A 24282-nucleotide genomic window follows, 5' to 3' on the forward strand; every position below is an offset into this window, starting at 1 on the left:
GAAGTCATCTCAATAGCAGCAAAAGCAGCGCGAGCAGCAGCTGGGTCGCTGCGAGTGCGCCGGCGAACTTCAGGAAACGCAGCGTCGCGCGCGAGCGCTCCGCCAGCGAGCGGCCCGCGCGTCCGGGCGCCTGCCAGCCGAGGGCGGACAGCGCCTGGTCGAGCGCGCCCAGTTCGGCGGTATCGGCCGCGACGGCAAGCGCCTCGAACAGGCGGCGGTCCAGCTCGATACGGACCAGCAGCCAGAGTTGCGCGGCACCCATGATCGCCACCACCAGCCCGAGGATCAGGTAGACCAGCGCGGCGGGCGCGAACAGTCCGGCAAGCAGCAGGTTGGCCATCGCCAGGACCAGTCCGGCCCCATTCAGCCGGGCGGCGGCGTGCATGGCGCCCGCGGTGATACGCGCCACCCAGACCTCGGTACTGGGATCGGGATCGGGATCGGGACGGGAATCTTCAGTCAGCATGGTCGGCTCCTTGCGAGTCGGAAACCTGCGGGCCGGCTACGGTGGTTTGCAGGAAGCGCGTCAAGGCCGCCACGCTCTGCGGGCCCAGCACCACTGCGGGCCGGCTTTGGCGCAACAGGGCCAGCACCTGCTGCGCATCACGCAGCTGCGCGTGCGCGCCAAGCCATGCGGCCGCGACCAGCGCGCTGCGCGAGTAGCCAAGCGCGCAACTGACCAGCACCGTGCGCCCTGCCTGCCGCCAGCGCTCGATGGCCTCGACGCCGGCATGCAGTTGCGCCTGCGATGGCACGGTCAGGTCCAGCACCGGCACGCACCGGTACAAGACGCCTGTCACCAGCCGAGGCAATTCCGCCGTCAGGTCGAGCACGGCATCGGCGCCGGATTCGCGCAGCTCTGCTTCACCGGGCAGGCGGCCGATCCAGACGCCGTCGGTCAGCCGGCTGACGGCGGGCTGGCGCCTTGTCCACCAGCGCGAGTTGGCGAAGGCCCCGAGCACATAGGGCCAAAGCACCCACAAGGCCGACATCGGGAGCGTGCCATCGGCGCGCTTCTGGAATGCTCCCGGCCTGCCGGCACGGTAAATAACGGCCACGCAGCCCAGCGCAATGGCCGCCCACGACAGCATGAAAGCAGCCACGACCGACACGCTCAAGGCCGCGGCGGCGGCCAGCCCCAGCATCGCCGCAGCCATCCCGTAGCGGCGCGCAAGCCGGGCATCCGGTGAGCCGGCAGCCTCTGCCGGCGCAAGCGGAAACGCAAATACGCATAGCAACCCGACCAGCCAGCCAGTCGGGACATCGATGAAATGGTGCTGGTAGGTCGTCAGCACCGACACACCGATCAGCGCAAACCACAGGTGCATCAGCCAGCGCCAGCCGCCCCGCAGGTGCGCGGCATAGGCCACCCAAAGGATCACGAGCAGGCTGATATGCAGCGACGGCGCCTGGTTGAACGGCTTGTCAAATCCGCCGAGCAGCGTGAACAGCTGCCCCGGCAGCCCGTCCGCCTCGGGACGTGCAAAGGCGAAGCGCAGTGGAAATGCGATAAAGCAGGCAACCGAGACAAGCTGCGCCGCCAGCAGCCGCTTCACGTGGGTCAGCAGGTCCGCGCGCGTCGACCAGAGGAAGAACGAGAGTCCGTAGAGCAGGTCGATCGACCAGTACGGCACGATGCTCCACGGCAGGAACGGAATCCCGCGTTCCCAGCCGAAGTGGAAGTACGGCACGTCCGCATGCTGGCTGGCCAGCCAGTTGGCCAGGCCGTAGCTGGAGAAGAACAGCACACCCATGCCGGCGAGCAGACCCACGGCCAGGGCCCAGGGCCGGCCGGGCGCGGGCACCGGACTCCGATCCAGCGCCGCGGGGCCAAGGTGTGCGCCGTCGCCCTGCATCAGCGCCCCTCGCCTTTCCTTCGTGCCAGGCTGACCGTGAAGATGCCCCACGGGTCGATGCGCTGGGCGAGCTTTTCGAAGCCGGCATCGCGGACCAGCTCGTCCATCTCGGCCTGCGAGCGGCGGCGCATCACCCACGCCGATCCGGCACGGTGGCTGGTCAGCGCCCGCGCGATGAACTCGAGCTGCGGGTGCCACGGCTGCCCCGTGTAGACGAGATAGCCACCCGGCCGCACCGCCTGCGCCAGCCCGCGCAGCGAGCGCCCGACCATCTCGTTGTCGCCGAACAGCTCATACAGGCCCGAGACGATGGCCAGCGTCGGTGCCGGGTCCAGCGCGGCGAGGCTGTCGGCATCGAAGGCATCGCCCTTCTCGAAACGCGCAATCGGATCGAGCCCTTTGCGGCGGATGAGGCTTCGTCCCTGTTCGATGTTGATATCGCTGTAGTCGCGCAGCAGGATGCTCTCCACCGCGTTGCCGTCGATGCTGCCGCGCTGCGACGTCAGCGCCTCCAGCACATAGCGGCCATGTCCTGCCGCGATGTCGACGATGCGCACCGGCGCACCCGCGGCGTGCAGGCGGCGAATGGCCTCGCCGATCAGTTCCTCCACATGCAGCTTGCGCTGTCGGATGCCGCGCCAGCCGATGGCGTCCAGGTAGTTGCGGTCCATGAGCTGGCCGACGCCGAAGCGGCCCGTGGCCTTGTTGCGATAGACGTAGTCGAGCGTCGAGCCGGAATCGAAGCCGGTCTGGTGGCCCAGCCGGACGCCTTCGGACAGCATGCCGCCCAGGTGCAGGCCGGCGCGCACGGTACCCCAATAGATTCCGGCGGGGCTTGCCGCCGCCAGCGGCGCGGCCAGCCGGTCGGACTCATCCTTGAAGGGGCCGCGGCGGTCGGCCTCCAGCAGTGACACGGGCGCCGACGGCGTATCGAATTCGCGCACGATGAACTTGCGCGCCGCGGCCACGGCGGATGCCCGGTCGCGCTCGCCGAGCGTGTCGTGATAGAAGCCGTCGAGGACGATGCGCTCCTTCACGCGCGAGCCCAGGCGGTCGAAGAACGCGTCCTGCGGACCGCGATGCACGACCCAGTCCGCGCCGGAAATCAGCAGTTGTGTAGGAACGGTGATAGCGCCGGCATCGGCCACCACGCGCTCGCCGGCGTCGTAGAGATCGAGCAGCATGTTGACGGCGATCGGCCGGGTGATCAGCGGATCGGCGTCGTAGCTGGCCACCCGTTGCGGATCATGCGTCAGGAACTTCGCCTTGACGTAGCTGTTGACGAAGAACTTGCCGCGCAGCCGATGCATCAGCTTCAGGCCGGGACGCGCGAACGGCACATAGAGCTTGACCTTGAACGCCGGCGAGGCGGCAACCAGGCAGCGGATGCGCGGCGCGTAGTCATGCACCCAGGTCGCGGCCAGCACCGCGCCGACGCTCTGGGCCACCACGGCCAGGCGTTCCACGCCAATGCCGTGCGCCGCTTCGATATGGTCGACAAAGGTCTGGATGTCGCGCACCGAACAGGCAAGCCCGGGGCTGTAGCCGCGCTCGCCCGGCGAGCGTCCGTGGCCACGCGCGTCCCAGGCAAAGAAGTCATGGTCGGGCAGGTTCAGTTCATCGACCAGGTGCGCGACGCGGCCGGAATGCTCGTGGCCGCGATGGAACAGCAGCACGGCCCCGCGCGGCGTTCCGCTCGCGGCTGGCCAGTGCCGGTAGAACAGTTCCTGCCCGTCATGGGTGGCAAAGCACGATTCGATCGGGGTACGTTCCACGCGGCGCGTCTCCACAGGTCAGGAAGCCGACTGGCGGGCCTGGCTCTCGCGAGCCTCCAGCACGCCGCGCCGAACGCGGTTGATGATGGTCGCCACGGACAGCAGCGACAGCAGGATCCAGAACCAATGGCCGTATGACCCGAGGCCCAGGCCGCAGCCGACCCAGAGGCCGAGCGCGCCGAGAACCAGCGCGCGGTCGCTCTTGCCGAGCGGGCCGTCATAGCGCCGGGTGGCGCCCGCCAGCGGACCGATCAGGCCCGCGCACTCGGACACCACGGCCAGGATGGCGAACAGCATGACCTCGCCGCCCGACGACGGCATGGCCCAGGCGAACGGGATGGTCAGCGCCAGGTCCGAAACGATGTCGCCGAGTTCGTTCAGGTACGCGCCCAGCACGCTTTGCTGTCCGTGTTCGCGCGCGAGCATGCCGTCGATCGCGTTCAGCGCCATCCGCGCGAACAGCCACAGCGGCATCAGCAGGAATACGCCGGGCAGCCAGGCCAGTCCGCCGGCCAGCGCGCCGACGACCAGCGAGCCGGCCGCCGCCGCCAGCGTGACCTGGTTGGCCGTCACGCCCGCGGCGGCAAGCCGCTCCACATTGGGCCGCAGCCACGCCTGGAACTTCGGTTTAATCTGGTAAAGCGTCATATTGGGTCTCGGGATCGGATCTGCTGCCGCGTCACGGTCTTGCGGGGGCGCTGAACGGAACTGGCCGGCACAGATTGCGGAGCATAGCGGCAGTTCGGGTTTCCGCAAACCATCGTGAACGCCCTTGATACATTTGCGCCGGCCGCCCGGGCCACCCGCAAAGCCGCTACCCAACGCCCATCAACCGGTCCAGGCGTTCCTTGTCCGCCAGCAGGCCGGCGCTGTCCGACGCGTGCGCCACCCTGCCCCGGTCTAGCACCATGGCGCGCCGTGTCATGGCCAGCGCCAGCCGCGCGTGCTGCTCGACCACGATCACCGCCATCCCGCCCTGCCCGATCAGCTTGCCCATCACGCGCTGCAGCTCCTGCACGATGATCGGGGCCAGCCCCTCCATTGGTTCATCAAGCAGCAGCAAGGCGGGATTGAGCATCAGCGCGCGCGCAATCGCCAGCATCTGCTGCTCGCCGCCCGACAACTGGCTGCCCAGGTTGCGCCGGCGCTCCTGCAGGCGCGGAAAGAGCGCGTAGATGCGCGCGAGCGTCCAGTGCCCCGGCCGCGACACGGCACTGAGGTTCTCTTCCACCGTCAGCGACGGGAACACCCATCGCTCCTGCGGCACCCAGCCAATGCCGGCCTGGGCGCGCTGGTGCGGCGGCAGCCGTGCCAGGTCGCGCCCCTGCCAGCACAGCGTGCCGCGGCGCACGCGCGTGAAACCCATCAGCGTGGCGAGTAGCGTGGTCTTGCCCACGCCATTGCGGCCCAGCAGCGCCAGGCTGTCCCCGGCATCCAGGGCGAGGTCGATGCCGTCGATGACCACGGCGTCGCCGTAGCCCGCGCTCAGCGCTTCCACGCGCAGCAACTCAGCCATGTGCCGACTCCCCAAGGTAGACCTCTTTCACGCGCGGATCGGCGGCGATTTCGGCCGGCGTGCCTTCGGTGAGCACTTTGCCGCCCACCAGCACCGTGATGCGTTCGGCAAAGCGGAACACCAGGTCCATGTCGTGCTCGATGAACACGATCGTGATCTCGCGCGGCAGCGCAGCAATGACGGCGAACAGCTCGGCGCTTTCCGCTGACGGAATGCCCGCCGCGGGCTCATCGAGCAGCAGGAGCGATGGCCGCGTGGCCAGTGCCAGTGCGATCTCCAGCAGCCGCTGCTTGCCATACGGCAGGCGGCGCGTCTCGATGTCGGCCTCGTTCTCGAGCCTCAGGCTGGCCAGCACCGCCATGGCTTCGTCCACCAGCGCGTGCTGCGACGCCACCGTGCGCGACCACACGCGCGCCGCGCCGGTACGCTCGGCCACGGTCAGCGCCACCGATTCGAGCACGGTCAACCCGGGGAACAGCGTGTTGATCTGGAAGGTCCGCGTCATGCCTAGGCGCACGCGTGCATGCTGGGGCAAGCGTGTGATGTCCTGCCCGCCAAGCCAGATGCGCCCGGAGGTAGGCGCCAGCGCTCCGGTCAGCAGGTTGATGAAGGTGGTCTTGCCCGCGCCGTTCGGGCCGATCAGCGCATGGCGCGCGCCGGGCGCGAAGCTGAGCGAGATGTCGCTGTTCGCCACGAACGCGCCCCACTGGCGCGACAGGCCTTCGGTCCGCAAGAGCCCCGTCATTGCGCACCGCCTTCGGGCTGCTGCGGCGCGCGCGCGGCCAGCCGCGCACGCGCCGCATCGACCGCCCCCATGACGCCTCCCTTCGCGAACAGCACCATCACCACCAGCATCAGGCCGATCCAGAACTGCCAGTACACCGGATTGATGCCCGCGAGTACGTCCTGGGCAATCATGAACAGCGCAGCGCCCGCCAGCGCGCCGTACAACCGCCCGGCGCCGCCGAGTACCAGCATGACCAGCAGTTCGGCCGAGCGCGGAAAGCCCAGCACGTCCATGCCGACAAACTGCGTGGTCTGGGCCAGCAGCGCGCCGGCCACGCCGGCAATCGCCGCCGACAGCGTGAACACCGCGCGCAGCCGGCGCGGCACGTCCGCACCGAGCGCCGGCATGCGCCGCACGCCTTCGCGCACGCCACGCAGCGACAGGCCGAACGGCGATTGCGTCAGGCGCCGCAGCAGCAGGAACAGCACGAACATCACCGCCAGGCTGTACAGGTAGGCGGTCTTGCCGAAGAGGTCGAACTCGAATACGCCGAACAGGCGATCCATGGCCACGCCGGACAAGCCATCCACGCCGCCCGTGACGAAGGCGGCCTTGTTGGCTGCCTCGAACAGCATCAGGCCGATGCCCAGCGTCACCATCAGCCGCGTCAGGTCACCGCCGCGCACCACAGGAAGCTGCAGAGCCAGCCGCCCGCGCCCGCCACGGCAGCGGCCGCCAGCAGGCCGCTGAGTGGCTCGCCCCAGCCATGCGCGGCCAGCAGCCCGGCCGTATAGGCACCGAGGCCGAAAAATGCCGCGTGCCCCAGCGAAACGATGCCCGCATAGCCGAGGATCAGGTCCAGCGACAACGCGAAGAGCCCGGTGATCAGGATCTGGCTGCCGAGGATCAGGTAGTCCGGCAACGCAAAGAACGCCGCCACGGGCAGCAGCCAGAACACGTACTCTGCCGGATGCCAGCGCCCGTCCGGCAATTTGCGGGTGGGCGGAGCGCCGGCCTCGCGGGAGGCCGTAGCCGGCCGCAGCGATCGCATCAGCGTCTTCATGCACGCCTCCCGAACAGTCCGGCCGGGAACAAGACGAGCAGCACCACCATCATTGCGTAGATCACAAACGCGCCGACGGCCGGCACGTAGTACTTGCCGGCCACGTCCGCCACGCCGAGCACCAGCGCCGCGAGCAGCGAACCGCGGATCGACCCGGCACCGCCCACGGCAACCACGAGCAGGAAATACACCATGTACTTGAGCGGGAACGCCGGATCCAGACCCAGCACATCCACGCCAAGCCCGCCGCCGAGGCCCGCCAATCCGGAGCCCAGTGCGAAGGTCAGGCTGAACACGCGCCCCACGTTGATGCCGAGGCCGCGCGCCGCCTGCTGGTTATCCACGGCCGCCCGCACCTGCGCGCCGAAACGCGTGCGCGCTACCAGCCAGCCAAGCGCCGCGGTAATCGCCACCACCACGGCGATCAGGAACAGGCGGTATGCGCCCAAGTCCAGTCCACCCACGCGCACCTGGCCGCGCAGCATCCCGGGCAGTTCCACGGGTTGCTGGCCCGGGCCGAACAGGTAAGTAGCGCCGGCCATCGCCATAAAGGTCAGGCCGATGGAAAACAGCACCTGGTCGAGATGGCTGGCCTGGTAGAGGCGGCGATACAACGTGCGTTCCAGCACCCAGCCCACCGCCGCCGCGCCCGCGAAGGCGGCTGGCAGCGCCAGCAGGAACGGCACGCCGGCACGGTTCATCAGCACCACGGCGACATAGCCGCCCAGCATGGCAAAGGCGCCATGCGCGAGGTTGACGAAGTTCATCAGCCCCATGGTCACCGACAGGCCGATGCTGATCAGGAACAGCAGGCTGCCGTAGGCCAGGCCGTCAAACAGCACGCCCAGGAGACTTGTCATCGTGGTCGATACCCCGCACAGGGAAGCCAATGTTGAAGGAAAGGACGGGCCCCGCCGATGATCGCGACCCCGGTACGCATGTTGCGGCTCTCCAGTTCAATTCCGGGTGAAGGGTCAAACCCGACCGCGCCTGGCCACGCCGGCGCCATTGCGGCAGGCTCGCTTTATCGGGCGGATTGTTCCGGCTGTGGGTAATTTTTGCAATCCGGCACCACCCGGGATGAGGCGCGTACGGAGGACCGAATGCTTTACAAGGCAAAGCCGGAGGATTATGGTCAGTGAGTGCCTTTTGCCGGGAAATCCATCCATGTCGATCGACCGCCGCTCATTTCTTGCGATCGCTGCCGGGCTGGCCGCCGTGCCATGTTTTGCGGCCAGCGCCGGCACTGCCGCGGCATCCACGATCGCGGCGCCGATGCGGCGCACCATCCCCGGCAGCACTGAGGCGCTCCCTGTCATCGGCATGGGCACGGCCGACACCTTCAACGTCGGCACCGGTGCCGACGAGCGCGCGCCGCTTGCCGAGGTCATGGGCCTGCTGCTGCAGAACCAGGGCTCGATCATCGACACCGCGCCGAGCTACGGCAGCGCTGAGGCCGTGACGGGCGACCTGCTGCGCAGCGCCGGCGCGCGCGGCAAGGTCTTCCTGGCGACCAAGGTGTCGGCCCCCGCCGGCGCACCGGCCCAGGCACAGTGGGCACGTTCGCTGGCCGACCTGCATACCGACAAGGTCGACCTGCTGCAGGTCCACAACCTGATCGACTGGCGCGAGAACCTGCGCTGGCTGCGGCAACTCAGGGAACAGGGCAAGATCCGCTACCTCGGCATCACGCATTATCGCGAGGACGCCCACGAGACGCTCGCGCAGATCGTGCGCAGCGAACGCGTCGACTTCGTGCAGGTCAACTATTCGCTCGCCGAGCGCGGCGCGGAGCGTACGCTGCTGCCGCTGTGCCAGTCGCGCGGCGTAGCGGTGCTGATCAACCGGCCGTTCCAGGACGGCCGCATGTTCCGCGCGGTCAAGGACAGGCCGCTGCCACCGTGGGCCGGGGAAATCGACTGCCATTCCTGGGGCCAGCTCTTCCTGAAGTTCGTGGTCAGCCATCCGGCCGTGACCGCGGCCATTCCCGCCACGTCCAAGCCCAGGAACATGGCGGACAACCTTGGCGCCGCGCTCGGACGCATGCCGGATGCCGGCCAGCGCGAGCGCATCGCGGCGTTGCTCGCCTAGCCCATGGACCACCCTCCACGCCAGGCCGCCACCGGGACCCTTGCCCGGCTGCGCCATGGCCTTGGCCTCCACCCCGGCGAAACGGGTGCCGTCGTCGCCGGCTTCCTGTTCTTCTTCTGCCTGTTTGCCAGCTATTTCATGCTGCGCCCGGTGCGCGAGACCATGGGCATTGCCGGCGGCGTCAAGAACCTGCAATGGCTGTTCACGGCCACGTTCGTCGTCATGCTGGCCGCCATTCCGCTCTATGGCGCGTGCTGCGCGTGGTTGCCGCGCCGGCGTTTCGTGCCGTGGGTCTATGGCTTCTTCATTGCCAACCTGGCCGGCTTTGCCGTGGCCACGCGCGCGGTGCCGGACAGCGTCTGGCTGGCACGCGTGTTCTATGTCTGGCTGTCGGTCTTCAACCTGTTCGTGGTGTCCGTGGCATGGAGCCTGATGGCCGATGTGTTCCGGCCCGAGCAGGCCCGGCGGCTGTTCGCGCTGCTGGCCGCCGGCGCCAGCGCGGGCGGCCTGGCCGGCCCGGTGATGGGCGGCTGGCTGGTGGTGCATATCGGGCTCACCGGGCTGATGCTGCTGTCCGCGGGCCTGCTGGCCGCCACGCTGCCCGGCGTGGGCTGGCTGTTCGGCTGGCGCCGCCGCGCCGGCGCTGGTGTGGCGAAAGCTGACGACGCCGTGGCCGCGGATCCGGCGCAGCCCGTCGGCGGCGGACTGTGGGCCGGCCTGTCGCTGGTGGTGCGGTCGCGCTACCTGCTTGGCATCAGCCTGTTCGTAATCCTGCTGGCCACGGCCAGCACCTTCCTGTATTTCGAGCAGGCACGCCTGGTGGCGGAGGCGTTTCCGGAGCGCGCGCGGCAGACGCAGGTATTCAGCGCGCTCGACGCCGTCGTGCAGGCCCTGACGATCATCGTCCAGCTGTTCTTTTCAGGTCGCGTGGCGCGGCGCTACGGGGTTTCGGCGCTGCTGACGATGGTGCCGCTCGCCGTGTTTGCCGGGTTCCTGCTGCTGGCCATGTTCCCAACCTTCAGCGTGCTGGCGAGCGTGATGATCCTGCGCCGCGTGGGCGAATACGCGCTGCTGCGCCCCGGCCGCGAGATGCTGTTCACGGTGGTGGATCCGGAAACCAAGTACAAGGCCAAGAACGTCATCGATACCGCGGTGTACCGCGCCGGCGACGCGGTCAGCGCATGGGTCAAGACGGCGGTCGACGCCATCTCTGGCCACGCCGCCACGGTCGCGCTGACTGGGGCCGCGCTGGCCCTGGCGTGGGCCTTCCTCGGTTGGTGGCTGGGGCGCCGGCATGAACTGCAGCTCGTGCAGGCGGGCCCCGCCTCGGCCGGCTCGACGCGCAACGCCGCGTCGCCATCGGCCGCGCAGCCGCGCTAGCGCGCGGCGTTCAGAACGTTTCCCAGTTGTCGCTGCGGTCGGCGCTGTCCGCAGCGCGCGCTGGCTGCGCCGTCTGCCGGACCGGCTGGCGCGGCGCCGGGAGCGGCCTGCGCAGCGCCGCGGCGTTGTCGCCGTCCTGCTGCGCAATCCGGAAGGCCGCGACGGACTCGCGCAGCGCCGCTGCCTGTTCTTCGAGCGAATGGGCCGCGGCCGTGGCTTCCTCGACCAGCGCGGCATTCTGCTGGGTCACCTGGTCCATCTGCGCGACCGACTGGTTGACCTGCTCGATGCCCGTGCGTTGCTCCACGGACGCCGCCGCGATCTCGCCCATGATGTCCGTCACGCGGCGGATCGACTGCGTGATCTCTGTCATGGTCGCGCCCGCGCGCGTCACCAGGTCCGAACCGCTGCGCACACGATCGACCGACGTGCTGATCAGCGTGCGGATTTCCTTGGCCGCGCCAGCCGAACGCTGCGCCAGGCTGCGCACCTCGCCCGCCACCACGGCAAAGCCGCGCCCCTGCTCGCCCGCGCGCGCCGCTTCCACCGCGGCATTGAGCGCCAGGATATTGGTCTGGAACGCAATCCCCTCGATCACGCCGATGATGTCGGCAATCTGGCCGGAGCTGTCCGCGATCTGCGTCATGGTGGTGATGACCTGGTCCATCACCTCGCCGCCGCGATTGGCGATCTCCGACGCATTGTCGGCCAGTCCGCTCGCCTGGCGCGCGCTGTCGGCGTTGTGCTGCACGGTCGTCGTCAGCTCTTCCATGCTGGCGGCCGTCTGCTGCAGCGAGGCCGCCTGCTGCTCGGTACGCGAGGACAAGTCCGAATTGCCCGCGGCGATCTGCGCGGTCGCCGTGGCGACCGAATCGACCGAAGCGCGGATGCCGCTCACGGTGCCGGCCAGCCTGGCTTGCATGCGCTGCATGGCATAAAGCAGGCTCGAGTTGTCGTCCTGGCGCAGGTCGATCCGGCGCGTGAAGTCGCCGTCCGCGATGCTGTTGGCCACCGATGCGGCATAGGCCGGCTCGCCGCCCAGGTCGCGGCGCACGCCGCGCAGCAGCCACGCGGCCAGCAGGGTCGCCGCGCCGCCCACTATCACGAGCATCAGTAAGGAGTGGAACAGTGCCTGCCGGAACGCGGCCTCGATGTCATCGACATAGGCGCCGGTGGTAACAGCCCACTCCCACGTCTTGAAGGCCTTGATATAGCTGACCTTGGGCAGCGGCGCGCTCGCGCCCGGCTTCGGCCACATGTAGTTCAGGAAGCCCGAGCCCTGGCCGCTGGCGATCTTCGCGATTTCCACGTAGATGGCCACGCCGTTGGGATCCTTCATCCCGGTCAGGTTCTTGCCTTCGTTCTCGGGCTTGAACGGGTGCATCAGCGAGCGGCCCGAGAAGTCCGTGACCGAGACATAGCCGTCGGTTCCGAAGCGCAGCGGGCGCAGGCGCTCTTTGGCCAGCTTCTGCGCGTCTTCAAGGGACATGCCCTGGCTGGCAGCCTCTTTCTCGATGGACGCGATCAAGCTGACCGAGGCCTCGGCGACGCTCTGGATCTCGCGTTGGCGGCCGGCGAACATCTCCGCTCGCGTGGCGAACGCCTCGAACGTGCAGATGCCGAGCATGGCGATCCAGATCAGGCCAAAGGGGATCCAGAGCCGTTGGTTAAGGGTCAGAGTCTTCATTACTATTTGCGATGTGGGGGCGACGGGTGGGTCATTGGGACGGGATGCAACCGCGAGCGCCAATGTCTCCAGCAAGCAAGCAACGGAACGATCCGGCGATTGCTCACCCCACTTTCGTAGGGCATCTCGCACGATGCGGCCGATCAGCGGCCAGGCACATCGAAGAAGTGATGCCTGTGTCTCCCCGTAAGGCCGTATAGTCATGCCTCCGGCCCAGGCGGGCCGACCACTTTCTCTTTCCCCCGGAGGATTCCATGAAGACCAAAGCCGCTATCGCCTGGAAAGCCGGCGCCCCGCTGACCATCGAAGACGTGGACCTGGAAGGCCCCCGCGCCGGTGAAGTCCTGGTGGAAATCAAGGCCACAGGCATCTGCCACACCGATTACTACACGCTGTCGGGCGCGGACCCGGAAGGCATCTTCCCGGCGATCCTGGGCCATGAGGGCGCCGGCATCGTTACCGACGTCGGGCCGGGCGTGACCTCGCTGAAGCCTGGCGACCACGTGATCCCGCTGTACACGCCGGAGTGCCGCCAGTGCAAGTTCTGCCTGTCGCGCAAGACCAACCTGTGCCAGGCCATCCGTTCCACGCAGGGCAAGGGCCTGATGCCGGACGGCACCTCGCGCTTCTCGATCGACGGCAAGCCGATCTTCCACTACATGGGCACGTCGACGTTCGCGAACCACATCGTGGTGCCGGAGATCGCGCTCGCGAAGATCCGCCCTGACGCGCCGTTCGACAAGGTCTGCTACATCGGCTGCGGCGTGACGACCGGCGTGGGCGCGGTCATCTTCACGGCCAAGGTCGAGGCGGGTGCCAATGTGGTGGTGTTCGGCCTCGGCGGCATCGGCCTGAACGTGATTCAGGGCGCGAAGATGGTCGGCGCCGACAAGATCATCGGCGTCGACCTGAACCCCGCGCGTGAAGCGATGGCGCGCAAGTTCGGCATGACGCATTTCGTCAACCCGAAGGACGTGGGCAACGTCGTCGACCACATCATCCAGCTGACGGACGGCGGCGCCGATTATTCCTTTGAATGCATCGGCAACACGCAGGTCATGCGCCAGGCGCTGGAGTGCTGCCACAAAGGCTGGGGCAAGTCGATCATCATCGGCGTGGCCGAGGCCGGCGCGGAGATCTCCACGCGCCCGTTCCAGCTCGTGACCGGACGCGAATGGAAAGGCTCGGCCTTCGGCGGCGCGCGCGGCCGCACCGACGTGCCGAAGATCGTCGACTGGTATATGGATGGCAAGCTCAATATCGACGACCTGATCACGCACACGCTGCCGCTCGACCGCATCAACGAGGGCTTTGACCTGATGAAGCGCGGCGAGTCGATCCGTTCGGTGGTGCTGTACTGAGGAGCCGGCCGTGACTCTGGAACTGTTGTCTGAACACGGCTGCCATGGCGGCGTGCAGCGCTTCTACCGCCATGACTCGGCGACCATTGGACTACCGATGAAATTCTCGGTGTACCTGCCGCCGCAGGCGCAGTCCGGCGCCAGGCTGCCGGCGCTGTTCTACCTGGCGGGGCTGACCTGCACCGAGGAAACCTTCATGACCAAGGCCGGTGCACAGCGCTTTGCCGCCGAGCACGGCCTGGTCCTGGTTGCGCCGGACACCAGTCCGCGCGGCGCGGGAATGCCGGGCGAGGCGGATGCATGGGACTTCGGTGTGGGCGCGGGCTTCTATGTCGATGCGACCGAGGCGCCGTGGGACACGAACTGGCGCATGGAACGCTACGTCGCGCAGGAGCTGTTCGAACTCGTGAGCCGCGAATTGCCGATCGATCCGGAGCGCGTCGGCATCTTCGGTCACTCCATGGGCGGACACGGCGCGCTGGTGCTGGCGCAGCGGCATCCGCAGCGCTTCCGTTCGGTGTCGGCGTTCGCGCCCATCGCCGCGCCGACGCAGTGCCCGTGGGGAGAGAAGGCGTTCACCGGCTATCTCGGCACGGACCGCGGCCGCTGGGCCGAACATGATGCCAGCGCGCTGATGGCGGCCCAGAAGGCAGCGCCCTTCCCGGCCGGCATCCTCGTGGACCAGGGCCTGGCGGACCAGTTCCTGGCAAGCCAGCTCCATCCCGAGGCGTTCGAAGCCGCCTGCGCGGCGGCAGGCCAGCCGCTGACGCTGCGCCGGCATGCCGGCTATGACCACGGCTACTACTTCATCAGCACCTTTATCGCCGACCACATCCGGCACCACGCCGCGCAGCTCTGACAGTGCGGCAGCATCGAGGACGATGATGGCGATGCGCGGCGGCCGCCGCGCATCGCTCAGATGTAGCGCTCCGTCATCGCCAGCGCGCTCAGGCGCCGGCGCTTCCAGAACATGCCGTGAATCCGCGTCAGCAACTTGCGCAGGGTGGCCGGGTCCAGTGCGCTGAATGTCAGCATGACGGCGGGATTGCTGCCATCGCCGGGCACGTGCTCCAGGGCATCGAAAGCCGGCAATCCGTACTTGACCAGGAATGCGCGGATCTCGTCTTCGGTCGTGCCGGGCTCGATATTGCCGAGCAACAATACAGACATCGCGACCTCCCTCCGTTCACTACGGCCCCGTCACCATCCCACTTCATCCAGCGTCTGCGGCATCGGCCTGCTGGTCCAGCTGCAATGTGACGATGCGCACGGTCGCGTCATCGGGGCACGCGACGTCGGCAAAACCAAGGCGACGCGCCAGGCGCCGCATGGGCGTGTTCATGGCCAGCACAAACCCCTCCATGCGCGCATAGCCGCGCGCACGCGCCGTCTCGATCAGCGACGACATCAGGATGCGCGCCAGGCCCGCGCCATGCCAGTCGTCATCGAGCGTGATGGCGAACTCGCAGATATCGCTGCCCGGCGCGGCCACGAAGCGCGCGCCGCCCACCAGCCGGCCGCCGCCCTCCCCGTCCCGCGCCTCGCTCCAGGCAACGAGCGCGCATTCATGGTCCGGTTCCGGGTGCGTGGCGTGCTCGACCATGGCCTCGGGCAGTTCCCGCATGGGCGCCATAAAGCGGGTGTAGCGGGAGTCGGCCGACAACCGCGAAAACGCGGCAAGCAATCCCGAGCGGTCCAGTTCGCAGATTTCACGAAGCAGGATATGGCGGCCGTCCCGCAACGTCAGGCGGGTGGGCGTGAAGGGCAATGGAGTCGGTGCGGGCATCGGTGCGAGGTCTTCGTCACTGGCTGAATGGTAACCCGGGCTGAATCGCCGAAGTTCATTCACTGTAGTGCCAAAAGACGCACCATGCAGGACGGCGCAAGCGTGGAAGGCTTTTTGAAAAATGCTCGGGCCACCCTGCAAGATCAACCAAGAGGCCGAGTCATTCCGACAGGCGACATGAGAACTTGCGGTGTGGCTGCCCAGCGTGATACCAATTATCTGTGAACCACAGTTGGCATACCGTGAACCGGGAATGGGCCATGGAAAAAATCAAAACCCGGCCGTGGGATTCGGCCGAGCATCTGAAGACCGAAGACGACATCGCCGAGTACTTCGAAGCGTGCCTGCTAGCGGGTGGCGACGACCCCGCTTTCATTGCCCATGTGCTGGGCGTGATTGCGCGCGCGCGTGGCATGGCTCAGGACAAGCGTTGCATGACACCATGAAACGAATGCAGGCGCCGGAAATGAAAAAGGGCTTCCGTTTCCGGAAGCCCTTTTCGTACTGCATAGGTGGCGCGGCTGGCAGGATTCGAACCCACGACCCCTTGGTTCGTAGCCAAGTACTCTATCCAACTGAGCTACAGCCGCACGCGAGACATAGATTGTAACGCAGTTTCGGTTTTGTGCAAGCCCCTTCCGCGAAAAACTTTCAAACCCTGTGCGGCAATGATGGCTACCAGCGATAGCGCGCGCCCACGGTGCCTCCGGCATTCCGCCCCGCCTTCACCTTGAACCAGAGCTTCACGCCCGATGCGGTATTGCCGTGCGCGCCGATATTGAACGAGAACAGGCCGCGCAGCAGGTCCGTATCGATCTTCGTGCCGTTGATGTTGATGGTCTGCTTGCGGCTGTCCTGCCACCAGTCGGCTTCAACGAACGGGTAGACGCCCGCGAGCCGGGTCGGTTGGGCACCGTAGAGGCGCACGCCAAAGCCCGTGGCACTCGAATCGCCGAGCATGTCCGGTGCCTGCGTCCCCGTGGCCGCGGTGCCCGGCTGATAGGCCAGTTGCACACGCGGCTGGATGGTCAGGCCGCCGGCATGCGGCACGACGGCGTCGAGTGCCACCGCCATGGTGCGCACGCGGCTGTCCACGAAGCCGCTGGCGGTGGTGATGTCGTCGACATGAACCAGGATCCGCCGCGGGCCGTAGCGCAGGCGTTCGGTATCGACGTCGATGGCCGCGAGACCGGGCGCGTCGTCATCCGGCCCGGCACCTGTCGTGACCTCGATGCGCGGGGAGTAACCGGGAGGCGACCCATTGTGATCGACCGAGGAAACGGAACCGCGGGTAGCGGTCATCCCACTGAGGTCGCCCGCTTGCACATGTTGCCAGCCCAGGATCGAATCGGCGCCCGGAGCACCGTCGTCGGCCCTGGCCACGGCACACATCAGCATGGCCAGCAAGCAGCAGCATTGCAAGGGATGATGGCGCGCCCCGTGCTGTGCGATGGCACAGTCGTGCCACGCGGGGTACGCCCCTGCCTCCCTCTCTCTCGATGATGACAAGACCTTGGTCATGGCAAGCACCTTCGGGCGTTATCAATGCTTGCCCGATTTGTTTGAGCATAGGTCATCCGCCCGCCATCGGGTAAGCGATGAATGTCCGCTGCCACGCAGCCGATGAGCCAGCGTTCCGGACAGCCTCGGTGAACGTATGGCGCTTTCGCCGCGGCGCGACAGAATCTCTATGACACCTCGGAATACCGTGTCCTGCTGGATGCGGCCCATGTGCTGTCCGCGGAACGCTGACCGTCGAACTGAAGGGTTCTGAAGGGCGCGGCCGATGCCGCGTTGTACCGCGCCAAGACCGATGGCCGCAATGGCGTGCGGCGCGCCGATGAACCTGCGGAGGCCATCGAAGATTGAGCGCCAGCCGCGCTGCCCGGCGCGGCGACCGCATCCGCCGCGACACCGGCCAATAACCAGCCGTAGACAGCCGGCCACAGATAGCCGGCCGTAAACGGAAAAAGGCCCGCATTGCTGCGGGCCTTTTCTGAATTTGGTGCCCAGAAGAGGACTCGAACCTCCACAGTGTTGCCACCGCTAGGACCTGAACCTAGTGCGTCTACCAATTCCGCCATCTGGGCTTCGTTTCGCTGCATTGCTGCTGCGATGCGAAGAACGCAATTATGCTGACCAGCAGAGGCCTTGTCAACACTCTTTCGTAAAAAATCTATGCCTGTCAGCAACCGCGCGCCGCCTCGCTGCGCCCGGCGACGAAGTCCACCTGCGGCGGTCGATCTGGCAGATGCAGCGTCGCCGTGGCCGGCGGCGTGCTGGCCACGGTCTTGCCGCCGCGCACGACCAGCAGGCGCGTCGCGCGCAAGCGGATGGCCTCGACAGGATGGCGCGCCTGCAGCAGGACAAGGTCCGCGCGACAACCGGGCGCAAGACCGTAGCCATCGAGGCCTAGTATCTGCGCCGGCGTGGTCGTCACGGCGGCAAAGCAGCTGCGCATGGCCTCCTGCCCGGTCATCTGGCCCACATGCAGGCCCATGTGGGCGACCTCGAGCATGTCGGCGCTGCCCAGGCTGTACCACGGGTCCATCACGCAGTCATGCCCGAACGCGACCGGCACGCCCGCCGCCAGCAATTCGGGCACGCGCGTCATGCCACGCCGCTTCGGGTAGGTGTCGTGCCGGCCCTGCAAGGTGATGTTGATCAGCGGGTTGGCGATCGCGGCGACGCCCGCCTCGCGCATCAGCGGCAGAAGCTTGGACACATAGTAGTTGTCCATCGAATGCATCGACGTCAGGTGCGAGCCGGCGACGCGTCCATGCAGGCCCAGCCGCACGGTCTCGCTGGCGAGGGCTTCGATATGGCGCGACATCGGGTCGTCGCTCTCGTCGCAATGCATGTCGACGCGCAGGCCGCGTTCGGCGGCCAACTCGCACAGCACGCGCACCGATGCCGCGCCGTCCGCCATGGTCCGCTCGAAATGCGGAATGCCGCCGACCACCTCCACGCCCATGTCGAGCGCGCGGCGCAGGTTGTCGAGCGCGCCCGGCGCGCGCAGCACGCCATCCTGCGGGAACGCCACGAGCTGGAGATCGAGATAGGGACGCACGCGCTCGCGCACGTGCAACAGCGCCTCCACGGCAAGCAGGCGCGGGTCGCACACATCGACATGCGAACGGATCGCCAGCAGCCCCTTGGCCACCGCCCAGTCGCAGTACGCCAGCGCGCGCTCGACCAGCGCCTCCTGCGTCAGCAGCGGCTTCAGCTCGCCCCACAGCGCAATGCCTTCGAGCAAGGTGCCGGACTGGTTCACGCGCGGCAGCCCGTAGGACAGCGTGGAATCCATATGGAAATGCGCATCGACAAACGGCGGCGTCACGAGCTGCCCCGCGGCATCGATCTCGGTGGCGGCCTGCGCGGCGAGCGCCGGTTCCACCGCGACGATGCGGCCGTTGTCGACGCCGATATCGATGTCATGGCGCCCGTCAGGCAGCGTGCAGTGGCGCAGGATCAGTTCCAGCATAGGATGGTTCTCTCCCCCTCGTTTTGAGTCCTACAGCTACAGTGTGGGAACGTCCCGGACAAGCGGCGCGGCCACGGGCCCCAGCCCGCAACCGCGCAAGAGCAGCGTCACCAGATGCTCGGTGGCCAGCTCGAAATCGCGCCGGCCCAGCTGGCTCACACCCAGCACCGCGCAAATCTGCGATTCGAAATCGGCGTAGGTCTGGGTCGCCGCCCAGATGGTGAAGAACAGGTGCTGCGGATCCACGCTGGCCATCTGCCCATTGGCGATCCACTGGCGGATGACCGCGGCCTTGTGCGCCACGAGTTCGCGCAGCGCATGGCGCAACACTTCGCCGATCTCCGGCGCGCCGTGCAGCAATTCATTGGCGAACACGCGCGATGCATCGGGATGGCTGGCGGACAGCCGCATCTTCGCGCGGATGTACGCTTCCAGCGCCACCTGCGGCGGCAGCTCGGCGCGGATGGCTTCGGTCTCGGACAGCCACAATTGCAGCGTGTGCGCCAGTACCGCGCGATACAGCGCCTGCTTGGTGCGGAAGTAGTAGTGCAGGTTGGATTTGGGCACGCCGGCGCGCACGGCGATCTCCGCCATGGTGGCCCCCGCGAATCCGGCACGTGCGAACACGTGCTCGGCTGCGCGCAGGATCATGGCCTCGTTCTCCTGCCGGATGCGCCCGCCGCTTGCTTCGCGCGCCAGCGGCAGGCGTCGCGCCGTGGCCGTCGCGGGCCCGTCCATCACCGCGTGCCGTAGAGGCGGTCCCCGGCATCGCCAAGGCCGGGCACGATATAGCCGTGCTCGTTCAGCTCCTCATCGATGGCCGCGGTGACGATGGCAACGTCCGGATGCGCGGCCTGCAGCGCGTTCAGCCCCGGGCGCGACGCAATCAGGCAGACGTACTTGAGCATGGTCACGCCGCTCTCCTTGAGCCGGTTCAGCGCCGCGATGGCCGAATTGCCGGTGGCCAGCATCGGATCCACCACGATCACGATCCGCTCCTGGATATCCTCGGGCATCTTGAAGTAGTACTCGACGGGCTCCAGCGTTTCCGGGTCGCGGTACAGGCCGATATGGCCCACGCGCGCGGCGGGCAGCAGCTCGAGCATGCCATCCAGGAAACCGTTGCCCGCGCGCAGGATCGACACCAGGCAAAGCTTCTTGCCCGCCAGCACCGGCGACCGCGTGGGGCCGATCGGTGTCTTGATGGCGATCGTTTCCATCGGCAGGTCGCGCGTCGCCTCGTAGGTCAGGAGCTGGCTGATCTCGCGCACGAGCCGGCGGAAGTTGTCCGTCGTGGTTTCCTCGCTGCGCGCCAGCGTGACCTTGTGCTGGACCAGCGGGTGGTCCACCACCAGTACGGGGGCGGTGACGGCGGGGGCGTTGGCGGCTTCGGCCGGTGCCACGGGGACGGCAGACACGTCGTTCATGATGACGCTCCTATGCAATCGGACTGGCGGGGAATCGCGGGGAATCAGGGATTGCACCGCCGGCGGCATCGGCCGGCGGGCAAGCGCTACGGCGTAACCACGGCGCTCAGAACACGGTGCCGTCGCTGAGGATCGCGAAGGGCGGCGGCCCGCCGGGCCTGCGCTTGGCGGCAATGCGCCGTCCCGCGGCCCAGGTGCCGCCTTCGAGCACGCGCGCCAGCGGGAACGCCGCCTCGGTCAGTCCGAGCGCCTGGCGCACCCCATCGGCCACAAGATCCAGCCCCGTCACCGTGAGCGCGCGCCATTCGACGATGACCGGCTCCTGCACCTCGTGCGCCACGGCTGCGAATCCCGGGTCGCGCGGCACCATCAGTTCGAAGTCGAACAGCAGGCCGCCGTTGCGGTACTCGGGCAGCCCGGTCAGGGATTCCAGCCCCGTGACAATCAGGCCGGCGTCCTCGAGCGGCTCCAGCAGCGAATACGTCAGCCACTGGGTCAGCTTGTGGAACGGCACCAGCCCGCCGGGGGCGGCCGGGTGCCGCCAGGTATCGCCGAGCGAGACCCCCTCCAGCACCACCCGCCCCGGCCAGACCGGACCGAGCGCCACCAGCAGCGTCTTCAGGATGAAGCTCGCCTCGATGCGGTCATCGACCGCATTGGCCTTCAGGTAGTCGAACAGGTTGCCCAGGCGCGCCGGCGAGCCGAACACCGCTGGCGTGGCCTGCATGACTTCGCCCAGGCGGCGCAGCAACCCGGCGCGCCCCTCCAGGCCTACCAGCGGATTGTGCTGTGCAACCTGGAAGGCCGTCGCGATGGTCGACGCGTCGATGCGCATCAGCCGCTCGGCATCGGCGCGCAGCGGATCGCCCGGCTCGGCCGAAAAGCCGCCGCGCGCGAACAGGTCGAAGCTCGCCACGCCGAGCCCTTCCGAGCGGGTCAGGATCAGGTCGCTGGCCGGATCGCGGTAGCGCCAGTCGGGGCCGGCACCGGCATCCAGCAGCACGCTGGGAATGACCAGGTCGATGCCGATCCGGGCGCGGTCCTCGCGGTGCTCGGGGCCGCTCAGCGCGGCCCGCTCGCACAGGATCTGCCAGCGGTCGAGCCGCTCGCCGGAGCCGCCGCTTTCAAAGTGGCGCCAGCGGCTGTGGTACGGCACGCGCAGGTCCGGATAGCGCTGGCGGATGGTGCTGGCGACATAGTCCGCAATCGCATGGACCCGATCGGGATGCCAGGTGAACAATTCGGACTGGCCGGCCGCCACGTGCTCGGTAACGGCCGCGCAATGCGTGCGGACCGCTTCGGCACAAAGCAGTGCTGCAGCCGGATGTCCCGCGGGCACCGGACTGTACCAGCCGCTGCCATGGCCGTCGGTCGATCCGTCCGGCCGGTCCGCTTCGGGATACGTGCTCATTCGTTCAACCCCCTGCCCTTTGCCAGGGCGAGTTCGTTGGCGTCAGGCGGCGTGTAGTGCGTGAAATAGCCGGCCGCCACCTTGGCGTCTATTTCCACGCGTGCATCCGCCGGGATCAGTGCTTCAGGTATGGCCACCTGCTCGACCACTTCGATGCCCTGGGCCACCAGCGCACCGTGCTTCATATTGCTCATCGACGCCCAGCGGTCGATGCGCCGGATACCGAGCCAGTGGAAGACATCCGGCATCAGTTCCTGGAAGCGCATGTCCTGCACGCCGGCCACGCACTCGGTGCGCGCGAAGTAGGTCTCGGCGCGGTCGCCGCCGACCTGGCGCTTGCGGGCGTTATAGACCAGGAACTTGGTCACCTCGCCCAGCGCGCGTCCTTCCTTCCGGTTATAGACCACCAAGCCTACGCCCCCTTGCTGGGCCATGTCGATGCAGACTTCAATGCCATGCGCGAGGTAGGGGCGGCACGTGCAGATGTCGGAGCCGAACACGTCCGAGCCGTTGCACTCGTCATGCACGCGGCAGGCCACGTGGGTGTCGGGCTTGCCGAGCTTGGCGATATCGCCGAAGAAATAGAGCGTCATGCCGCCGATCGGCGGCAGGAAGACCTTCAGGTCGGGCCGCGTCACCAGCTCCGGGAACATGCCGCTGGTCTGCTCGAACAGGCTGCGCCGCAGCACGGATTCCTTGATATCGAAACGGCGCGCCAGCCCGGGCAGGTACCAGACCGGATCCACCGCCGCCTTGGTGACCTTCACGTCGCCATTGGCATGGAGAATGTCGCCATCGGGCCTGAGCCGCCCCGCCGCAATCGCCGAGGCCAGCTCCGGCATGTTGATGTGCGCGCGCGTCACGGCGATGGTCGGGCGGATGTCCACGCCCGCGGCGATACGGTCGGCAAAGGCGCTGGAAACGAGGTGGCCCCACGGGTCGAGCGAAACAATCTTGTCCGCGTCCGCCCACTGCGGGTGCGGGCCGATCGCCTCGGCCGGCGCGGTATCGGTCAGGTCCGGCCGGTGGTCGCGCTGCAGGCGGCCCGACGCCACTGCCAGCGCCCGGTAGATGGCATAGGCGCCCGAATGCGTGCCGATCACATTGCGCCGCTCGGGGTCCGTCAGGCTGGCAATCACCGGCCCGCGTTCCGCTGCCGTCGGCGCCCCCCAGTGAATCGGCTCGGCCGGTTTGTCGCGGCGCGCGTGTGAAGTCAGGACGATATGGTCGGACATGACAGCCCTCGATTCCATGATGGAATCCTGACCAAACGGTCAGGTTTACGCTTCCATACTAGGCAATCTCCATGCCATCCCCAATGCCCGTTGCCATCCCTTGCGTGGGCCGTCGCACGCGGGCAACGGTCTCCGGCCGCACCATGGACGATCAAACGGCATCGCCGTGCGCGGCGCGCACGCACCACGAACAAGCGGCACGTGCCGGGGTGGCTACGTGCCGCTGATTTCCGTTGCGGTCCGCGCGGGAAGCGCGGCGATCCGGCGACAGGGTCAGGTCGTCGATTCCTTCGGCGCGCCACGGCGGCCGCCCGGCACGAGCGCACGCAGCGCGGCGAACGGACTGGCGCTTTCTACATAGCGGTGAAACAAGGTTCCGGCAACGTTGCTCGCCAGCCAGGCGAACAGCATGCCCAGCGCGTTGAGCACCGGGTTGCCCGGCGCCAGGTGGGAAACCACCGCGTTCACAATCAGGCAGACCGGGAAATGCACCAGGAACACCGAATAGGAGATCCGGCCAAAAAAGCCCACCACCGCCGCGCGCGGCCAGCTTTCAAGCCAGCCGCCGCGCCTGGCCACGGCCAGCAGCAAAGCCGTGGCCAGCGCCACCGCGATCCGCAGCCGGAAATCGACGATCAGTGCCGCGAGCCCGAGCGCCCCCAGCAACAGCAGCGGAATGGCCGATCGCTCGGAATTGGAAGCCCAGTACGCCAGCGTGCCCATGCCATAGGCACCGAAGAAATACACCGCCCAGATATCCCACCCGGCATCGCGGTTGAACCAGAACAACGAGGCCACCGCCAGCGCCGACACCACGACCACGCCCGCCTGGGCGCCCCGGCCCGAGACGGTGCGCGCCAGCCACAGCGCCGTCACCAGCAGCGCGAACAGCTGCAGGTCGATCGCCACATACCAGACGCCCGCCGACAGGGCATCGACATCCAGCACGTTATGGAGCAGCAGCACATGGGCAAGGAACTGCATCAGGTGCGGCGGCGCGGGGATCGAGTCATGGACCATCCACGTCCGCGCGATGGCAGCCCCCGCAATGCTGACCAGGATCGCCGCCGCATACGGCGTGACCAGCTTCTGGTAGCGGCGCCAGACCGCGGTCAACGGATGCTGCCGTATCACCAGCCTGCCCTGCGGCGCGAGGCTGCGTGCCGCCAGAAAACCGCTCACCACCAGGAAAACCTGCACCGCGATGCGGGCGTATTGCGACAGCCAGTCAAAGACATCCGGCGCCAGCGAATAGGCCGAGTCGGACATGGGACCGTAGAACGCCAGGTGATGGAGCACGATCAGTTGCGAGCTGACGGCCTTGAGGGCGTCAATGCACGCGAGGCGCGAAGGACGGGGGCTCATTGATTGTTATAAGAACGTTACAAATGCGATGGGCGCGATTTTACCGCCTTCCCGGCATCCGTTTGCGCCTTATTTGTCACAATCTGAGTAATCGTTACACAAATCACCGGCGTGTGCC

At 67.6% G+C, this 24282-nt stretch carries 21 protein-coding genes, 2 tRNA genes and 2 pseudogenes; 5 read left to right on the plus strand and 20 right to left on the minus strand.

Going from position 1 to position 24282, the window contains the following annotated elements; all coding sequences use genetic code 11:
* Positions 1–4: 4 nt before the first annotated feature.
* From ACIGJB_RS23570 to ACIGJB_RS23605, 8 genes and pseudogenes are all read right to left on the minus strand, one after another.
* Positions 5–466, minus strand: a complete 462-nt coding sequence (locus ACIGJB_RS23570) for a hypothetical protein (RefSeq protein WP_483732412.1) — start codon at positions 464–466, stop codon at positions 5–7.
* Positions 456–1856: a phosphatase PAP2/dual specificity phosphatase family protein gene (locus ACIGJB_RS23575; protein WP_483732413.1), complete on the minus strand. Its 1401-nt coding sequence runs from the start codon at positions 1854–1856 to the stop codon at positions 456–458. Before ACIGJB_RS23575 ends, ACIGJB_RS23570 begins: the two co-directional genes overlap by 11 nt.
* Positions 1856–3631, minus strand: coding sequence for a bifunctional alpha/beta hydrolase/class I SAM-dependent methyltransferase (locus ACIGJB_RS23580; protein WP_483732414.1), 1776 nt, complete (start codon positions 3629–3631; stop codon positions 1856–1858). The genes ACIGJB_RS23575 and ACIGJB_RS23580 overlap by 1 nt, the downstream gene beginning before the upstream one ends.
* A gap of 18 nt (positions 3632–3649) precedes the next feature.
* Positions 3650–4279 (minus strand): CDP-alcohol phosphatidyltransferase family protein, encoded by a 630-nt coding sequence (locus tag ACIGJB_RS23585; protein ID WP_483732415.1) that lies wholly within the window; start codon positions 4277–4279, stop codon positions 3650–3652.
* Positions 4280–4445: 166 nt separating this feature from the next.
* Positions 4446–5147 (minus strand): ABC transporter ATP-binding protein, encoded by a 702-nt coding sequence (locus ACIGJB_RS23590; RefSeq protein WP_483732416.1) that lies wholly within the window; start codon positions 5145–5147, stop codon positions 4446–4448.
* Positions 5140–5892, minus strand: coding sequence for an ABC transporter ATP-binding protein (locus ACIGJB_RS23595; protein ID WP_483732417.1), 753 nt, complete (start codon positions 5890–5892; stop codon positions 5140–5142). The genes ACIGJB_RS23590 and ACIGJB_RS23595 overlap by 8 nt, the downstream gene beginning before the upstream one ends.
* A pseudogene (locus tag ACIGJB_RS23600) lies at positions 5889–6925 on the minus strand (branched-chain amino acid ABC transporter permease). The gene ACIGJB_RS23595 and the pseudogene ACIGJB_RS23600 overlap by 4 nt, the downstream one beginning before the upstream one ends.
* A gap of 8 nt (positions 6926–6933) precedes the next feature.
* Positions 6934–7797, minus strand: coding sequence for a branched-chain amino acid ABC transporter permease (locus ACIGJB_RS23605; RefSeq protein WP_483732418.1), 864 nt, complete (start codon positions 7795–7797; stop codon positions 6934–6936).
* 307 nt (positions 7798–8104) lie between these two features.
* Between ACIGJB_RS23605 and ACIGJB_RS23610 the strand changes: the two genes are divergently transcribed.
* Entirely contained in the window at positions 8105–9028 is a 924-nt protein-coding gene (locus ACIGJB_RS23610; protein WP_483732419.1) for an aldo/keto reductase, read from the plus strand.
* Positions 9029–9031: 3 nt separating this feature from the next.
* Entirely contained in the window at positions 9032–10408 is a 1377-nt protein-coding gene (locus ACIGJB_RS23615; RefSeq protein ID WP_483732420.1) for an NTP/NDP exchange transporter, read from the plus strand.
* Positions 10409–10418: 10 nt separating this feature from the next.
* On the opposite strand, the gene ACIGJB_RS23620 is transcribed toward ACIGJB_RS23615, so the two are convergent.
* The gene (locus tag ACIGJB_RS23620) at positions 10419–12095 is read right to left on the minus strand and encodes a methyl-accepting chemotaxis protein (RefSeq protein WP_483732421.1); all 1677 of its coding nucleotides are present in this window, start codon (positions 12093–12095) and stop codon (positions 10419–10421) included.
* Between the two features lie 254 nt (positions 12096–12349).
* Between ACIGJB_RS23620 and ACIGJB_RS23625 the strand changes: the two genes are divergently transcribed.
* Both ACIGJB_RS23625 and fghA read left to right on the plus strand, forming a co-directional pair.
* Positions 12350–13456, plus strand: a complete 1107-nt coding sequence (locus ACIGJB_RS23625) for an S-(hydroxymethyl)glutathione dehydrogenase/class III alcohol dehydrogenase (protein ID WP_483732422.1) — start codon at positions 12350–12352, stop codon at positions 13454–13456.
* Between the two features lie 16 nt (positions 13457–13472).
* The gene (fghA, locus tag ACIGJB_RS23630) at positions 13473–14315 is read left to right on the plus strand and encodes an S-formylglutathione hydrolase (protein ID WP_483734645.1); all 843 of its coding nucleotides are present in this window, start codon (positions 13473–13475) and stop codon (positions 14313–14315) included.
* 56 nt (positions 14316–14371) lie between these two features.
* Here the strand turns inward: fghA and ACIGJB_RS23635 are convergent, their stop codons facing one another.
* Positions 14372–14626, minus strand: coding sequence for an RNA-binding protein (locus ACIGJB_RS23635; RefSeq protein ID WP_483711778.1), 255 nt, complete (start codon positions 14624–14626; stop codon positions 14372–14374).
* Between the two features lie 43 nt (positions 14627–14669).
* Positions 14670–15242: an N-acetyltransferase family protein gene (locus ACIGJB_RS23640; protein WP_483732423.1), complete on the minus strand. Its 573-nt coding sequence runs from the start codon at positions 15240–15242 to the stop codon at positions 14670–14672.
* Between the two features lie 260 nt (positions 15243–15502).
* Between ACIGJB_RS23640 and ACIGJB_RS23645 the strand changes: the two are divergent.
* Positions 15503–15673: pseudogene (locus ACIGJB_RS23645) on the plus strand (helix-turn-helix domain-containing transcriptional regulator); the annotation flags it as partial.
* Between the two features lie 82 nt (positions 15674–15755).
* Here the strand turns inward: ACIGJB_RS23645 and ACIGJB_RS23650 are convergent.
* From ACIGJB_RS23650 to ACIGJB_RS23690, 9 genes are all read right to left on the minus strand, one after another.
* A tRNA-Arg gene (locus ACIGJB_RS23650) sits at positions 15756–15832 on the minus strand.
* Between the two features lie 85 nt (positions 15833–15917).
* Positions 15918–16763, minus strand: coding sequence for a hydrolase (locus ACIGJB_RS23655; RefSeq protein WP_483732424.1), 846 nt, complete (start codon positions 16761–16763; stop codon positions 15918–15920).
* A gap of 482 nt (positions 16764–17245) precedes the next feature.
* Positions 17246–17332, minus strand: a tRNA-Leu gene (locus ACIGJB_RS23660).
* Between the two features lie 95 nt (positions 17333–17427).
* On the minus strand, positions 17428–18726 hold the full coding sequence (locus ACIGJB_RS23665) for an amidohydrolase family protein (RefSeq protein ID WP_483732425.1): 1299 nt from the start codon (positions 18724–18726) through the stop codon (positions 17428–17430).
* 36 nt (positions 18727–18762) lie between these two features.
* Positions 18763–19464, minus strand: coding sequence for a TetR family transcriptional regulator C-terminal domain-containing protein (locus ACIGJB_RS23670; protein ID WP_483732426.1), 702 nt, complete (start codon positions 19462–19464; stop codon positions 18763–18765).
* Positions 19464–20153 carry a uracil phosphoribosyltransferase gene (gene upp, locus ACIGJB_RS23675; protein WP_483711784.1) on the minus strand — a complete coding sequence of 230 codons (690 nt, stop codon included), beginning with the start codon at positions 20151–20153 and terminating at the stop codon, positions 19464–19466. Before upp ends, ACIGJB_RS23670 begins: the two co-directional genes overlap by 1 nt.
* A 106-nt stretch (positions 20154–20259) precedes the next feature.
* Positions 20260–21564, minus strand: a complete 1305-nt coding sequence (locus ACIGJB_RS23680; protein WP_483732427.1) for a URC4/urg3 family protein — start codon at positions 21562–21564, stop codon at positions 20260–20262.
* The gene (locus ACIGJB_RS23685) at positions 21561–22799 is read right to left on the minus strand and encodes a GTP cyclohydrolase II (protein ID WP_483734646.1); all 1239 of its coding nucleotides are present in this window, start codon (positions 22797–22799) and stop codon (positions 21561–21563) included. The genes ACIGJB_RS23680 and ACIGJB_RS23685 overlap by 4 nt, the downstream gene beginning before the upstream one ends.
* 273 nt (positions 22800–23072) lie before the next feature.
* A complete protein-coding gene (locus ACIGJB_RS23690) occupies positions 23073–24164 on the minus strand; it encodes an acyltransferase family protein (RefSeq protein ID WP_483732428.1) in 1092 nt (363 codons plus the stop codon).
* Between the last annotated feature and the right edge of the window lie 118 nt (positions 24165–24282).

The organism is Cupriavidus sp. C2SS-8b (assembly GCF_057073745.1).

What these genes read in the sequence shown, in the direction of transcription:
- ACIGJB_RS23570 (WP_483732412.1), bottom strand. Translation starts at nt 466, where the DNA reads ATGCTGACTGAAGATTCCCGTCCCGATCCCGATCCCGATCCCAGTACC.
- ACIGJB_RS23575 (WP_483732413.1), bottom strand. Translation starts at nt 1,856, where the DNA reads ATGCAGGGCGACGGCGCACACCTTGGCCCCGCGGCGCTGGATCGGAGT.
- ACIGJB_RS23585 (WP_483732415.1), bottom strand. Translation starts at nt 4,279, where the DNA reads ATGACGCTTTACCAGATTAAACCGAAGTTCCAGGCGTGGCTGCGGCCC.
- ACIGJB_RS23590 (WP_483732416.1), bottom strand. Translation starts at nt 5,147, where the DNA reads ATGGCTGAGTTGCTGCGCGTGGAAGCGCTGAGCGCGGGCTACGGCGAC.
- ACIGJB_RS23595 (WP_483732417.1), bottom strand. Translation starts at nt 5,892, where the DNA reads ATGACGGGGCTCTTGCGGACCGAAGGCCTGTCGCGCCAGTGGGGCGCG.
- ACIGJB_RS23605 (WP_483732418.1), bottom strand. Translation starts at nt 7,797, where the DNA reads ATGACAAGTCTCCTGGGCGTGCTGTTTGACGGCCTGGCCTACGGCAGC.
- ACIGJB_RS23610 (WP_483732419.1), top strand. Translation starts at nt 8,105, where the DNA reads ATGTCGATCGACCGCCGCTCATTTCTTGCGATCGCTGCCGGGCTGGCC.
- ACIGJB_RS23615 (WP_483732420.1), top strand. Translation starts at nt 9,032, where the DNA reads ATGGACCACCCTCCACGCCAGGCCGCCACCGGGACCCTTGCCCGGCTG.
- ACIGJB_RS23620 (WP_483732421.1), bottom strand. Translation starts at nt 12,095, where the DNA reads ATGAAGACTCTGACCCTTAACCAACGGCTCTGGATCCCCTTTGGCCTG.
- ACIGJB_RS23625 (WP_483732422.1), top strand. Translation starts at nt 12,350, where the DNA reads ATGAAGACCAAAGCCGCTATCGCCTGGAAAGCCGGCGCCCCGCTGACC.
- ACIGJB_RS23635 (WP_483711778.1), bottom strand. Translation starts at nt 14,626, where the DNA reads ATGTCTGTATTGTTGCTCGGCAATATCGAGCCCGGCACGACCGAAGAC.
- ACIGJB_RS23640 (WP_483732423.1), bottom strand. Translation starts at nt 15,242, where the DNA reads ATGCCCGCACCGACTCCATTGCCCTTCACGCCCACCCGCCTGACGTTG.
- ACIGJB_RS23655 (WP_483732424.1), bottom strand. Translation starts at nt 16,763, where the DNA reads ATGACCAAGGTCTTGTCATCATCGAGAGAGAGGGAGGCAGGGGCGTAC.
- ACIGJB_RS23665 (WP_483732425.1), bottom strand. Translation starts at nt 18,726, where the DNA reads ATGCTGGAACTGATCCTGCGCCACTGCACGCTGCCTGACGGGCGCCAT.
- ACIGJB_RS23670 (WP_483732426.1), bottom strand. Translation starts at nt 19,464, where the DNA reads ATGGACGGGCCCGCGACGGCCACGGCGCGACGCCTGCCGCTGGCGCGC.
- upp (WP_483711784.1), bottom strand. Translation starts at nt 20,153, where the DNA reads ATGAACGACGTGTCTGCCGTCCCCGTGGCACCGGCCGAAGCCGCCAAC.
- ACIGJB_RS23680 (WP_483732427.1), bottom strand. Translation starts at nt 21,564, where the DNA reads ATGAGCACGTATCCCGAAGCGGACCGGCCGGACGGATCGACCGACGGC.
- ACIGJB_RS23685 (WP_483734646.1), bottom strand. Translation starts at nt 22,799, where the DNA reads ATGTCCGACCATATCGTCCTGACTTCACACGCGCGCCGCGACAAACCG.
- ACIGJB_RS23690 (WP_483732428.1), bottom strand. Translation starts at nt 24,164, where the DNA reads ATGAGCCCCCGTCCTTCGCGCCTCGCGTGCATTGACGCCCTCAAGGCC.